Raw genomic sequence first — 14,087 nt, forward strand, 5'->3', positions numbered from 1 at the left:
CGCTCGGGCGGGCAGGCGACGGACATGTCCCGTCGCCTGCCCGGCGTCGCGAGGTCTGGTGAGGCTGTCCCGGTCAGCGGGTCACGGGACGATGTTCTTGCCGTTCTCCCGCGGGACCAGCTGCATGTCGCGGATGTCGTCGTGGTCCAGCAGCCACATCAGGAACCTCTCCACACCCATGCCGAAGCCGGCGGTCCGCAGGGGCTCGGACTTGCGGATGTCCGCGTACCAGGCGTAGGGCTCCAGGTCGACCTGGTGGATGGCGAGCGCCTCCACCAGGTCCTCGACGTTCTGGTGCCGCTCGCCGGAGCCCACGATCTCGCCGATGCCGAACAGCAGGTCGGCGTTGGCGGCCGTCGAGCGGTCACCGTCGGCGAAGGCCTGGTAGAAGGGGACGGAAAGGTGGTCGAAGTGGGTGACCCAGGTGAACTCGCCCAGACGCTTCATCAGCAGACGCTCGCCGGCGTGCGTCAGGGTCCGCCAGCCCGGCTTGCCCGGCTCGCCCGGCTCGTTGTGCACCCCCTCGCCGTCGAGGAGGCGTACCGCCTCCTCGAACGTGACGACCCGGAACTTGCCGCCATTGGCCAGCGTCTCGATGTCGGAGAGATCCCGGCCCGCGGCCCGCAGTTCGGCGCTGTGCCGCTCGAGAATGCCGCCCGCGAGGTGGACGAGGTATTCCTCCACGACCCGCATCACGTCGGTCAGGCCGCCGCGGATCTCGGCCTCGCTGTGGAAGAACTGGCTGAGGTGCCGCGGGTCGATGTCCTCGCCGCGGAAGGACGGCATGATGTAGTACGTGTCCTTGCCGGTGATGCGGCAGCCCAGTTCGAGCATGAACTGCATGGAGTCGGCGAGGTAGGTCTTCTGCCCGAACAGGTCCACCTGAACGGGCAGCGAGTCGCTGCCCAGCCCCATGGGGCTGGAGATCGAGCCGGTGGTGACGGGAAGGTAGGCGGTCCGGGCGTCGCGTGCGCGCCAGAAGTCGACGGTCAGTTCGGTGATCGAGTTCTGCAGCTCCGCGATCACCCGGTACCACGGGTTACGCAGCACCTCACGCTGGTAGTTCTCGGTCTTCTCCCAGATCTTCGAAGGCTGATACGTAGCGGTCATGTTCGTGCTCCTTTTCTGAATGTGTTTTTTACGGCTGCGGTCGTACGGGTGTGTCAGCCGGTCGGGCCGTCGTTCCCGTCGACCTCGATGCGCAGGCTTTCTCGAGCTCGGAGCAGAGCCTTTTCGAGCTCTTCCGGTGAATTCGCGCCCACGGTGACGAACAGACACCATTCGGAGGGGTGGTCGAAGGTGACGACGTCGCCCACGCGGCGGATGCGAGTCCACTTGAGGACTCCGTCCACCGCCTCGATCTCCTTGTCGCTCGGAATGGCCGTGATGCGGCCGGGTCCGGGCGCCTTCAGGTCGAAACTCGCGAAGTAGCGGTGCGACCGCTCCTCGGACGGAGCGGGATTTCCGGTGGAAACCTGGGCGAGGGATTTCCACACACTGCGCCCCGAGTACTGGGAGAGCAGGTCCGGTCCCCACGCCCCGGGGAACCTGGTGGCGACCTCCGAGAAGACGAGAGTGCCGTCCGCCTGTTCGAAGACCTCCATGTGGCTGGCGCCGTTGTCGATGCCGAGCGCGGTGTTCACGATGCGCTGCAGCTCCCTTGCCCTTTCGTACAGGGCGGGTGCGTCCTGTTCGGCTATGACGGAGCTGCCGTCGACCATGAGGTCCCGCTCGCCCGCCCGCCACCGCTCGATCACCGACAGCCGTGGCTGTTCGTACGAACTCACGAGGAACATCTGCTCCTCGCCGTCCAGCCACAGCGAGTCCACGTGGAGTTCGCGGCCGCGCACGAACTCCTCCACCATCAGCTGGGGGGAACGGATCTCCGGCGCGATGGCGATGTCCCGCACCGCCTGCTCCAGGTCTTCCGGAGATTCCACCTTGACGGTGCTCATGGTGCTGAAGCCGACGGCCGGCTTGAGCACGACGGGGAATGCGAGATCCGCGGCGATGGAGCCGATGTCCTCCGGGTCGACCGGATGACTCACGGAACGGAATCTCGCCGCCATGGCCCCGGCGGCCGTGACCTTCTCCTTCATGAGACGCTTGTCGCGGATGGCGACGTGGTCCGTGGGGTCGGCGTAACCGGGCCTGAGCAGCAGATCCAGATAACCGGCGCCGAACTGGCTGAACTCGGTGAAACTGAGCACCCGGTCGACGTTCACCCGCCGGCTGAGTATGTCCGCGGCGACGGTCCCGAGTTCCTCGAGCGAATTGAAGTTGCTGATCCGGTACACCTTGTCCGCCCGCGTCAGGGCGGCCCAGTCCGGGTTCATACGCGTGACGTCGAACTCGTCGAGCACGACGTAGACGCGCTCGGCCAGTTCCGTCAGATGCCTGAACAGGTCAGGCTGCCATTTGCACAGGACGATCGTGGACTGCTTCTCGTGCGTTGCGACGGACATCATTCACCTCTCGGACTGCTGCGCGACAACGTTGCCGGGGCGGGCTCGGCGGCCGATCATCCGTGGGCAACTTTGACAAGGTCGAAGGCAAGGACACGCGACCCGTGTCTGCCGGCTGGGTCAGGGCCACTCGATCTCGGAGTTGCCGGCTCCGATGACCGCTCGGGAGGAGGGGCGGGACGGGACCGGCATGGAAACCGGCATGGAAACCCCCACGTGGTTGGGCCGGCGGGAAGCCGGTCGAGCGCCTTGAGGCTATGACGCTGCCAACAGGTTTGGCAACCTTTTCCAGAGGGTTGTCAGACTGCGGGGCGAAGCTGCAGCGGCATATGGGTCGATATGCCGCCTAAGCGTATGGGTGACAGGGGCATCGGAAGTGGGGTTGATTGCCCGCGGGGAGGGCATGGTGACAAACGTAGGCAAATAATTGCCAGGACTTGTGTCCCCTCCGGTAGGCTGACGAGCAGCCGCCCGGGACCTGGTCGTTCACAGACAGGGCATAGAGGTCGGAGGACGCCCGTAGAAACCTGTGAGGTGGAGATGATCGAGCAACCGCACTTCGGCCGCCGTCTGAAGAAGCTCCGGCTGGAGCGGGGCATGAGCCAGGCCGTGGTCGCCGGCGACGGCCTGTCCACCGGCTATCTGTCCCGGCTGGAATCGGGTGAACGGCGGCCCACCGAACGGGCCGTCGCCTACCTGGCCGACCGGCTGGGGGTGGAGGTGTCGGCCTTCGAGCAGCTCGGCGGGGCCTCCCTCGGTGAGGCGCTAGCCTCCGTGACATCGGCGCCCGCGTCCCTGGACACCACACACGTCCTGCTGAAGGCCGTCGAGGACGACGAAGGTGGCGATCCGGCGGCCCGCTGGCAGGCGCTGTGGCTGGTGAGCCTCGAATTCAACCGCCAGGGCGACCACGAACGGGAACTGCGCGTCCTGACCGAGCTGGTCGAGCTCAGCGACGTCCTCAAGACACCGGAGCTGCGGGTCAGGGCACGGGTGCACCACGCGCGCTGCCTGCGGGTGCGGGGCGATGTGCGCACGGCCCAGTCCGTGGCCGCCGAGGCGCTGGACCTCGCCTGGATGGAGAACCTGCCGGCGGTCGACGGCATCCCCGCGCTGACGACCCTGATCAGCGTGGAGGCCGAGGGCGGGGCACTTGACGACGCCTTCCGCCATGCGCAGGAGCTGGAGAACGAATGGGTCCCCGCCGCCGCACCCGCACAGGCCGCCGAAGCCTTGTGGACGTCGGCCGTCGTCCACGGCCGCCGCGGTGACCTCGACGCCGCCCAGGCCCGGCTCAAGGAGGCGATCGGGCTCCTCGAGGCCGGCGACGACCTGACACTGTGGACCCGGCTCAGGATCGCGGCCGCCGCGGTGGCGCTGCAGATGGCACCGCCGGAACTCGACTCCGCCCGTCACCGGCTGAGCGAGGTCGAGCCCGCTGTCGAACTGGTCGGCACACCGGTGCAGGTACTGGAACTGCAGTCTCTGCAAGCTCATCTGGCCTTCCACGAAGGACGCCTGGACGACGCCCGGCGGCTGTGCGCCGAGGTGCTGGAGAACGGCGGGGAGCGGCTGGCCTACCGGGACCGGGTGCGCCTGTCGGCGCTCGCGGGCCGTCTGATGATTCTGGACGGCGACTACGACAAGGGCGTGGCGACCCTGCAGAAGCTGGGGCAGGAGGCCACCGAGTCGAAGAACCTCGACCTGGCGGCCCAGGTCTGGCAAGTGCTGGCAACCACCCTTGCGGGCGTCCACCGCGACCCGGACACCACCGACAACCCGGACGGGTCCGCGGTCGAGAACCCGCAGTGACGCCGACGGCGTTCGCCGGCAGCGGCCCCGACGGACGCACCGCGGCGACCCGGCCGTCCACGGCCGGCCTCCGGGTCACCCTCCTGGCGGCCGAGCTCGCGACGGCCCCGGTACCGAGGCGCTCGTCGGAACACCGGCCGACGACTGGGGCCGGCCGGTGCGGGACGTCCTGGCACTCGTGCCCAAGTCGCCTGCCCGTCCGCCGCTGATGGCGCGGTTCGGCCGGTCGGCCGCCCTGCCCGCTCTCCTCGTCGCGCGATTGCTCCGGACCGCGTGGGCACCTGCCTTGTCGGCCGGTACCGCGGCACACGTGTTTCGCCCGCAGTCCCGTCCGGTCAGCTCGGTGGCGGAACCGGCCTGCCCGCGTCCGGCTGACGGCATGGGCCTGGCCGTGCGGTCACGCCGCCGCCGCGTGGGTTGTCGCAGCGGCGGACGCTTCACCGGCCAGGTGTGAACGGACCCCCGCAGCACACCGGTTGCGGGTAGTACATTGCTCGGAAGACAACCCCATCCGCCATGTGTGCCCGTCAGGTTGTCCCCCCACGAACAGGAGCGCGCCGATGCCTCGCCCTTATGTTCTGCTGTCCGCCGCCGTCTCCCTCGACGGTCACCTGGACGACGCCGGCCCCCAGCGGCTGCTGCTGTCCGGCCCGGCCGACTTCGACCGGGTCGACGCGGTACGGGCCTCGGCCGACGCGATCCTCGTGGGCGCCGGGACCATCCGGGCGGACAACCCCCGGCTGCTGGTGGCATCGCCCGCTCGGCGCGACGCCCGGATCTCCGCGGGCCGGCCGGAGCACCCGCTGAAGGTCACGGTCAGTTCCTCCGGAGAGCTGGACCCGCGGGCACGTTTCTGGCACACCGGCGGGGAGAAGGTCGTCTACACGACGGACGAGGGCGCCGGCCGGCTGCGCCGTGCCGGTGTGCCGGCCGAGGTCGTGTCCCTGGGCGCCGAGGTCGACTGGCACCGGCTGCTGGAGCACCTGCACGACGTGCGCGGGGTCGGCCGGCTGATGGTCGAGGGCGGCGGGAAGGTGCACACCCAGCTGCTTCGGCAGCAGCTCGCCGACGAGTTGCAACTGGTGCTCGCACCGCTGCTGGTGGGCGACCCGCAGGCACCGCGGCTGTTCGGGCCCGGCGGCTACCAGGGCGGTCGGCTCAGGCTGGTGGAGGTCAGAGCCGTCGAGGACGTGGTCCTGGCGCGTTACGAGCCGACGGCGCCCGGCGCCGGTGATGCGGCCGTGCCGGCCGACCGGCACTGGCTGCGGATCGCCTGCGACCTGGCGGCCCAGTGCCCGCCCTCCTCGACGGCGTTCAGCGTCGGCGCGGTGGTGGTGGCCGCCGACGGCACCGAGCTGGCGCGGGGCCACTCGCGGGAAGGCGGGGACTCGGTCGTCCACGCGGAGGAAGCCGCTCTGGCGAAGATCACCCCCGATGAGCCGCGGCTGGCCGGTGCCACGGTGTACAGCAGTCTCGAACCGTGCGCGCGCAGGTCCTCCCGGCCGATGCCCTGTGCCCGGCTGATTCTCGACGCCGGGGTGCGGCGCGTGGTGACGGCCTGGCGGGAGCCCGACACGTTCGTCGAGGCCGCGGACGGCAATGGGCTGTTGACGGGCAGCGGGGCGCGCGTGGTGGTCCTGCCGGAACTGGCGGACCGGGCCAAGGAACCCAACCATCACCTGGGGGTCTGAGCCGGCCGGCGGCTCCCACGCCTGCGGGGACACACCGCCCGCGTGCCGGTGACGTCCGGCCGAAAGCTCCGCACGACCGTATCGGGGAGGGTCAACCGCTGTGCGGCCGGAACCGGCCCGCGGCGCGGCGCGGCACGACTCCGGGATCGAGCCGGCCGCCCCCCGCCGTCCGCCGAGATAGGCCGGGCATAGCGGCGCAATGGAGGACGTCCCTAACGTGCGGCGTACAAGAGGTCCTGCCCGAAGGGCGCGCGGCCTGTGTCCATGGAGCGGGCGGAGATGACTCCTCCACCCCCTCGGTGGGCTCGGTCGGTGAGGGGAGTGGAAATGCTGCTGAATCCATGGGTGACCACGTCCTGCCGGACGCGCGAACCGGTGCCGTGTGCCGACCGGGGCGTGCCGGAAGGAGAGCCGGAGTCCCGCTCCGACACGTCCTGGGGTGGCTGAGTCCGGCCGTGACCCGTCCGCCTGTCGCGACGCCTCGCCACGCGGGGCGGTGTACCGGCGGGCGAGCGAGCGCACAGGTACGGCGCGGCCGGATGGCCGGCGAGGGCAGGTTCGGACAGTGTGCGGCGCCTTGCCGACGTCGCACGAGCAAGGTGTCTCGCGGCCAGGCGAGGAGGTGCGGTGGTGGACGATCGCGGTCGGGCTGGGAACGGCGGAGCGGTGCGGGACTTGAGCGATGTGGATCTGGCCGTGTACGCGTGCTGTCTGGAGGAGCCGGGCCACGACGTACACAGCATCGCCCAAGCGGTGGGCGTCCGGGAGGAAGTGGCCGAGCGAAGTGTCGTCCGGCTGCTCGAACTCCACCTCCTGACGCGGGGCTGCGGTGCGCAGGGCGACGCGGCCCTCCTGGCGGTCTCGCCCGATGCGGCGGCCGCGAAGATGGCCGCTCCGGTGGAGGAGCGGATCAGGGAGCAGCGCCAGTGGCTGTCGAGGTCTCAGGCGGAGCTGTCCCGGTTTCTCCCGGTCTATCTTGACCGGGACCGGCGGTTCAACGCGTTTCAGGTGGTCGACAACGTCCACGACGTCCGCCATCTCCTCAACAAGGCCGCGCTGCGGTGCGTCAGCGAGGTCATGAGCGCGCAGCCCGGCGGAGGAACACGGGTGCCGGAGGCGATGTCGGAGGCGCTCGAGCGCGATCGAGCGATGCTGGCGCGCGGCATCCGGCTGCGCACGCTGTACCACCACACCGCCCGGTTCAACGGCCCCAGCCAGGAGTACGTATCGGCCGCCTCCGAGCTGGGTGCCGAATACCGCACGGTGCACGACCTGTTCGGGCGCCTGATCGTCTTCGACCGGGAGATCGCGTTCATCCAGACCCAGGACGACCAGTTCGGCGCCGTCGTGGTCCGGGAACCCTCCACGGTCGCGTATCTCTGCGAGATCTTCGAACGCACCTGGGTCATGGCGAAACCGTTCGCCAATGCCTCGGTCGACGGGCTGGGGGAAGTTGCCCGCGAGGTGCACCGCACGATCCTCCGGCTGCTGGCGGCGGGACTGAAGGACGAGGCGCTGGCACGCCGCCTGGGCATGTCGTTGCGGACCACCAGGCGGCACGTCGCCAGCATCATGCAGGAGCTGGGGGCCACGAGCCGCTTCCAGGCCGGTGTCATCGCCGCCCAGCGGGGACTGCTCGACGACCCGACCGACCTCACGCGAACGTTCCACGCCGGCGCCTGACCAGTCCCCGGACCCGCCTGCGCCGGATGGTGCCCCCGCCTGTCCTTCGTTCTCCGCTTACGGCCGTCCCCGGTCCGCTGCCGAAGGGGCCGAGCCATCACAGGCGGGCACGTGGTAGTACCGACGGCAGCTCCTGATGAGGCTGTGCTCGGACAAATGAAACACATCCGCGAAATCCACACCGTGCGGGGTGCCTCGTACGGCGCCGGGAGCGGACTGCACCACCCGTCCGAGCACGACGACGACATCGCCCTCGGCCACCACCGATACCAGTTCGTGCTGCCTGTACGGCGTCGCCCCGGCGGTGCGGGCACGCAGAACCGCGCTGCGGCCGTGCTGGGGCGGTGTGCCGGGACGCTCGAACGTCACGTCGTCCGCCAGCAGGGAGGCATATCCGTCGAAGTCCCCGATATCCTCGTAGTGGTAGGAGAGCAGTACATGTCTGGCACCGGCCGCCGTGACCGGGGAACCGGCCGAATATGACTCGAATTCATTCCTTTTCATCACGTGATGACCTGTCCCTCGTCGTGTCCGGGTGTGTGAGCGGGCTTGCGGATCCCGCTGTGCCATCCTCCGGCGGACCCTTGTCCAGCCGCTATCGGGGCGGTATCCCGATCGAACAGGTGGTCAACTTTTGTTCCGGTTTTGATCATCAGTGATCAGTCGACGGCCAGTATTCGTTAATCCCCGGGGGGCCGAATGCCGGATTTCACGGCGAGCGAGATGCGGGATCAGGCCGGAGTACATGAGTGTCGGCTGTTCACCTAGTGCTCACGCAGAACGCTCAACATGTTTCCAGCCCTACACTCATCAGCGACAGGCGCGCAGGGAAGTGTGGGCTCGGGGAGGGGCCGTGGCGACAGTGGACCTCGCATCGCGAGATCTGGCGGTGGGATACACCTTTCGTGTGCTGGGCGAGCTGAAGGTCTTCGACGGTCGTCGTGCCGTGGCGATCACTCCGGGGAGACAGGAAGTCGTCCTCGCGGCGCTCCTGCTGGAGAGCGGACGACTGCTGAGCAGCGACCACCTCATACGGCTGCTGTGGGGGGAGGATCCGCCCGACACGGCACGTACGCAGGTGCAGATATGTGTCTCACGTGTGCGCAAGACGCTGGCAGCGGCCGGTGTCGACGCCACGATCGTGACCCGTCCGCCGGGATATCTGATGCAGATCGGCGACACCGCACTGGACCTGCGCGTCTTCAGAGACGCGGTGACCGAGGCCCGGACCATGGTCGGCGCGGGCAGGCCGGAGGAGGCGGCCGACAAACTGCGTACGGCGGTCGGCCTGTGGCAAGGGCCGTGCCTGCACGGTATTCCCAGCGAGGCTCTCCACCGGGTCGCCCAACGGCTGGACGAGGAGCGCCTCGCGGCCACAGAGACGTTCATCGAACTGGAACTCGGTCTCGGGCGCCATCACCAGCTCACCGCCGAGGTGGGACGCCTGGTGGACGACAACCCACTGCGGGAGCGCTTCCGCGGTCAGTTGATGCTCGCGTTGTACCGCTCAGGACGGCAGGCGGAAGCCCTGGAGGTGTACCGGCGAGGCCGCCTCCTGCTTCAGGAGGAACTCGGCCTCGAACCCGGCCAGGATCTGCGTCGGCTGGAACAGGCCATCCTGACCGACGACCCGTCCCTGCGTCTGCGGCCGGATGCCGCCATCGTCTCCGGCCGCCCCACGGCCCTGCGCTCCGACGTGGCGGAGCCTGCCGGCAGGGCGCCGGCCGACGACCCCATGGCGCCCTCGGCCGGCGCCATACCCCGGCAACTACCCGTGGACACCGCGGATTTCGTCGGTCACGAAGCCCTGGTGGCCGAGACCGAGGGCGTCCTGACCGACACCTCGTCCCGCCGGGCCACAGGCATCGTCGTCGTCACCGGCCGTCCCGGCATCGGGAAGAGCACCTTCGCCACCAGGGTCGCCCACCGGCTGGCCGACCTGCACTTCCCCGACGGGCAGCTCTTCTGCCGGCTCCGCGGAGGCCGGGCCGACCCGGTCAACCCGCGGGAGGTTCTGGGGCGTTTCCTGCGTGCGCTGGGACTGCCCGGACCGGCCATCCCGGACTCCCTGGAGGAGCGGGCCGAGATATACCGCAGTCAGCTGGCGGCCAAACGGATTCTGGTGGTCCTGGACGACGCCGCGAGCGAGGAACAGGTGTTCCCGCTGCTGCCGGGCAGCCGGTCGTGCGGCGTCCTCATCACCAGCAGGGCGCGGCTCACGGCGCTGCCCGGCGCACACCGCATCCCCCTGGACATCCTGGAGCAGCGGCAGTCGCTGGAACTCTTCGAGAAGGTCATCGGCCCGGAGCGGGTCCAGGGCGAACTGGAGGCCGCCAAGGCGCTGACCCGTGCCGTGGGCGGGCTGCCGCTCGGCCTGCGCATCGTGGCGGCGCGCATGGCGGCCCGTCCGCACTGGTCGCTGGCGTCGATGGTGCAACGTCTCGCGGACGAACGCCGCCGCCTCGACGAACTGGCCCACGGGGAGATGACCGTGCGGGCCAGCCTCGCCCTCACCTACGACGGGCTCACGGACAACGACCGCAAGCTCCTGCGCCTGCTGAGCCTGGCCAAGGGGTCGACGTTCCCGAGCTGGGTCGGCGGCGCCCTGCTGGACGATCAACACGCCTACCCCTCCGACCTCCTGGAGCCCTTGGTCGACGTGCAGATGCTCGACGTCGCCGGGGTGGAGGCCGTCGGAGAGCTGCGCTTCCGATTCCACGACGTCATCCGGCTGTTCGCCCGCGACCGGCTGCACGCCGAGTGCGACGACACCGAGCGACGGGCCGCGGTCCGGCGCATGGCCGGCGCCTGGCTCTCCCTGGTCACACAGGCCCACCGGGCCGTCTTCGGACACGACTTCTTCACGGGCTCCGCCATGCGCTGGAACCCACCGGCGAGTCACGTCCAGACCATTCTCGCCAAGCCGATGGAGTGGCTGGACTCCGAGTGGGAGAACCTCAGCCTGACCGTCGAGGCCCTCGCCCAGGAGGGCGAGGACGAGTACGCCTGGGAGATCGCCGTCAACCTCGCCCCGTTCTACGAGGCGCGGGGCTATCTCGACCACTGGGCTCGTACCCACCGCAAGGCGCTGACCGCGGTGCGCCGGGCGCACAATCTCCAGGGCCAGGCAGCGCTGCTGTACTCCCTGGGGTCCCTCCACCTCAACCGCCGGCAGACGAGCGAGGCGCGGAAGTCGCTGACGTCGGCCATGCGGATCTTCGAGGCGCTGGCCGACCGCAGGGGCATGGGTCTGTGCCGTAAGGACCTGGCCACCGTGGAACGAAAGGTCGGCCGCGATGAGCTGGCGATGAGTCTGTACGAGCAGGCGGCCCGGGACTTCGACGTGAGTGGTGACGTCTGGTCACTGGCGTCCGTGTTCACGGCACGAGCCGACATCCTGCTTCGGCGGGGCGAGCTGGAGAGGGTGGACGCGGAGTTGCACCAGGCGCTGGAGGCCTGGCGTGCCGCCGGATACCTGGGCGGTCAGGCCCGAGCGCTCTGGCGAGTGGCTCACCTCCAACTGCACCGAGGGCAACTGGAGTTAGCGCGGCAGGTCCTCAGCGACGTGCTGCGCACGGTCACGGACGACGGTGATGTGATCGGCGAAGGGTACGTGCTGCACGACCTGGGGCGGGTGCACGCGCGTCTGGGGGAGTCGGCCGAGGCGATGGCATGCCTCGAGAGGGCCCTCACCGTCCGTGAACACATTCTGGACCAGGCCGGCGCGGCCTCGGTCAGGGTCGACCTGGCAGAGCTGTGGCAGCGAATGGGCGAACCGGAGCGGGCCGGTGCCCTGCTGGAGAGCGCCGTCGAGGTACTGGACCGGACGGGCCTGTCCGAGGAACGGCGGCGAGCCGAGCGCTTGCTGGGCGGTCCCGATCACGACCTTGCCGCCGACGGTGAGTCGCGCCGGAGTGCTTCCGATGATCGGCCGGGTTGACGATCGCTCCTTCCTGTACCGGGGGATTTCGGACCACACCGACAAGAGGTCTCTGTCTTTCGATGAAACCGCAGACCACTCAGGGCGAAGGGGAGCTCGCCGTCGCCGCTGACGCAGCCCTTCGGAGGCGAGAGGCGGCTTTCGTACGCGCCTTCGTGGGCAGGGAGACCGAACTGGAGGAGTTCCGCGCGGCGTTGGACGAACAGCTGGACGACGTCGTGGTCCTGGCTCTGCACGGTCCGGGTGGTATCGGCAAGAGTGCTCTGCTCAGACGTTACGCCATCGAGGCCACGCACCGGGGCTGTGCTGTCGTCGAGGTGGACGCGGGGATGGTCGAGCCGACCGAGGAGGCGTTCGCCGCCGCGGCGACCGTGACCGGTGGGGGGCGGGTGATCCTGCTCGTCGACGCGGCGGACTCCCTCGCCCACCTCGAGGACTGGTTCAGGAAGCGGTTCCTGCTGTCCCTGGCCCCCGGATCGGTGGTCGTGCTGGCGGGGAGGCGGCCCCCGAGCCTGCGCTGGCGGAGCGATCCGGAGTGGGGCGACAGCCTCCGGGTCAGGCAGCTGGGCGGCCTGTCGCCGGCGGAGTCGCTGCGCGTCGTGTCGGACGCCATGACGGGCGGGATCGCCGGCCGAGGGGCTCGGATCGCCTTCGCCGACGGGCACCCACTGGCGCTCCGGCTCGCCGGCCGGGACGACGGCCTGGAGCGCGGGGACGGCTGGAGCCCGTCGCCCGCGGTGGTCGGGGAACTTCTGCGCCGTGTGGTGGGCTCTCCCCCTTCCGCCGCCCACCGGCGGGCCCTGGAGATCTGCGCGCACGTGCCGGACGCGACGGAAGACCTGTTGAGCGTGTTCATGCCGGACCGTGCGTACGAGGTGTTCGACTGGCTGCGGCGTCAGCCGTACGTGTCGACCGGAGCGAACGCGCTTCGCCTGCTGCCCGTGGTGGCGGAGGCCGTGAACCGGGATCTGCGGTGGCGCGCGCCCGACGCCTATCTGTCGCTGCACAAGGCGGTGCGGACCCATGTGCAGGACCTGGTGCGCAGCCGCCCGGAGCCGGAGTCGCTCAGGGCCGCTGCCGCCTTCAACCACGTGCAGGCACGCGGGAGGTGGGCGCACGGCTTCGACTGGGGAGACCGCCATGACAGTGTCTACGAGACGCCCTGCGATGCCGAGGGCATCCGGGCGATACGCGATCTGTCGCACGAGGCGCTCGGCGCGGACGGCCTCGCGACCGTGGACTTCTGGCTGCACCGGCAGCCGGAAGGCTTCCACCTGTACCGGTCGGCCGGCACGGACGAGGTCGTCGGCGTTCTGGGCCTGCTGCGTTTCGACCGGTGGGACGCCGTGGAGACGGTGATCGACCCCGTTGTGCGTGCCGTGCGCGACCATGTTGAGTCGGAGGCGGGGACAGGGCTGGGGCAGCGGGCCGACCTGGTGCGCTTCATGCTCGTGCAGAAACGTTCGACCGAGGGGGCGGCCGTGCTCCCCAGAATGCTCGCCCGCATCACCAAGGAAGTACTGAGCCAGGAGCGTCTGGACTGGACCTTCGTCGCGGTGAGCGGCAACGGCCGACTGCGGCGCCTTCTGGAGTACGCGGACTTCCGTCAGCTGAGGGGAACGTTGTCATGGGGCGATCACGGAGTCACGATCTACGGGCACGACTGGCGCACAACGGGCGTGTCCGAGTGGGCCGAGCTGCTGGACGTCCGTATGTTATCCGGGTCCCGGGCACCGAGAAGCAGAAGCCTGCCCCGTGCGGCGGTTCTGTCCAGAGCGTCCTTCGACGACGCCGTGCACGACGCTCTGCGGGCCTGGCACCAGAGGGATCGTCTGGCGGCCAACCCTCTGCTGCGTGCCGCCTTCGTCGCACAGGCTTCCGGCGACCCGGAGCAGGTCCTGCGCAGACTGATCGTGCGCGCGGTCGAGGCCATCGACCATGACCCCAAGGCCAAGGGGCAGCGAGCGGCCGTGTGGGCGACGTATTTGAAGGGCGGCAGTACCCAGCAGGCCGTGGCCCGCGAACTCTCGGTCTCCTTCAGTACCTACCGCCGCTACCTGAAACGCGGCGTGGAGCGGGTGTGCTGGTACCTCTGGGAGCAGGAGAGGACCTATGTCGCACAGGCACGTTCCGGACGCCTGCACTATGGAGAAAACTCGGACGGTGTTTCGGACACCACTGGCCGATAGTCGCTCACGCGGGCTATCGGCGGGCGATAGCGGCGTCAAAGGAACGGGATTACGGCGGCTCCTAACTTCGTTCCCGGCAGCCCTGGAGGGGGCTGCGAACGGAGAAAGGGAGTCGCTATGAACAACACCGTCGCGCGTGGTGCGAAGCAGCTTCTCAAGGCCGTCGCTCTCGGCGGCCTGGTCCTGGCGGCCGTGTTCGGTACGACGGCCGCCGCTGCCGAGGCGACCGCTCACCCGCAGCACACCGTCACCGTGCAGGCCGACGGCGACGGTGGGACGGACGGCACCAACCCCTGGGGCTGAGCGA

9 protein-coding genes are annotated in these 14,087 nt (G+C 69.6%); 6 read left to right on the top strand and 3 right to left on the bottom strand.

What is annotated here, in order from left to right; genetic code table 11:
- Positions 1-81: 81 nt before the first annotated feature.
- Both ACGFRF_RS29925 and ACGFRF_RS29930 read right to left on the bottom strand, forming a co-directional pair.
- On the bottom strand, positions 82-1,110 hold the full coding sequence (locus ACGFRF_RS29925; protein WP_393745212.1) for an asparagine synthetase A: 1,029 nt from the start codon (positions 1,108-1,110) through the stop codon (positions 82-84).
- Positions 1,111-1,163: 53 nt separating this feature from the next.
- Positions 1,164-2,465 (bottom strand): ATP-grasp domain-containing protein, encoded by a 1,302-nt coding sequence (locus ACGFRF_RS29930; RefSeq protein ID WP_393745214.1) that lies wholly within the window; start codon positions 2,463-2,465, stop codon positions 1,164-1,166.
- Between the two features lie 540 nt (positions 2,466-3,005).
- Between ACGFRF_RS29930 and ACGFRF_RS29935 the strand changes: the two genes are divergently transcribed.
- From ACGFRF_RS29935 to ACGFRF_RS29945, 3 genes are all read left to right on the top strand, one after another.
- A complete protein-coding gene (locus ACGFRF_RS29935) occupies positions 3,006-4,277 on the top strand; it encodes a helix-turn-helix domain-containing protein (RefSeq protein ID WP_393745216.1) in 1,272 nt (423 codons plus the stop codon).
- A 560-nt stretch (positions 4,278-4,837) separates the two neighbouring features.
- Positions 4,838-5,968 (top strand): dihydrofolate reductase family protein, encoded by a 1,131-nt coding sequence (locus ACGFRF_RS29940; RefSeq protein ID WP_393745218.1) that lies wholly within the window; start codon positions 4,838-4,840, stop codon positions 5,966-5,968.
- Between the two features lie 684 nt (positions 5,969-6,652).
- Positions 6,653-7,651, top strand: a complete 999-nt coding sequence (locus ACGFRF_RS29945; RefSeq protein ID WP_393745481.1) for a response regulator transcription factor — start codon at positions 6,653-6,655, stop codon at positions 7,649-7,651.
- Positions 7,652-7,708: 57 nt separating this feature from the next.
- Here ACGFRF_RS29945 and ACGFRF_RS29950 read toward each other — a convergent pair whose 3' ends face one another.
- Positions 7,709-8,155: a nuclear transport factor 2 family protein gene (locus ACGFRF_RS29950; RefSeq protein ID WP_393745220.1), complete on the bottom strand. Its 447-nt coding sequence runs from the start codon at positions 8,153-8,155 to the stop codon at positions 7,709-7,711.
- Between the two features lie 349 nt (positions 8,156-8,504).
- On the opposite strand from ACGFRF_RS29950, the gene ACGFRF_RS29955 reads away from it, so the two are divergent.
- The 3 genes from ACGFRF_RS29955 (at position 8,505) to ACGFRF_RS29965 (ending at position 14,083) form a co-directional block, all read left to right on the top strand.
- Entirely contained in the window at positions 8,505-11,591 is a 3,087-nt protein-coding gene (locus ACGFRF_RS29955) for a BTAD domain-containing putative transcriptional regulator (protein WP_393745222.1), read from the top strand.
- A 155-nt stretch (positions 11,592-11,746) separates the two neighbouring features.
- Positions 11,747-13,780, top strand: coding sequence for a hypothetical protein (locus ACGFRF_RS29960; protein WP_393745224.1), 2,034 nt, complete (start codon positions 11,747-11,749; stop codon positions 13,778-13,780).
- A 117-nt stretch (positions 13,781-13,897) separates the two neighbouring features.
- Positions 13,898-14,083, top strand: a complete 186-nt coding sequence (locus ACGFRF_RS29965) for a hypothetical protein (protein ID WP_393745226.1) — start codon at positions 13,898-13,900, stop codon at positions 14,081-14,083.
- The last annotated feature ends 4 nt before the right edge of the window (positions 14,084-14,087 follow it).

The organism is Streptomyces sp. NPDC048521 (assembly GCF_043199855.1).
In the GTDB taxonomy this organism is placed as follows: Bacteria; Actinomycetota; Actinomycetes; order Streptomycetales; family Streptomycetaceae; genus Streptomyces.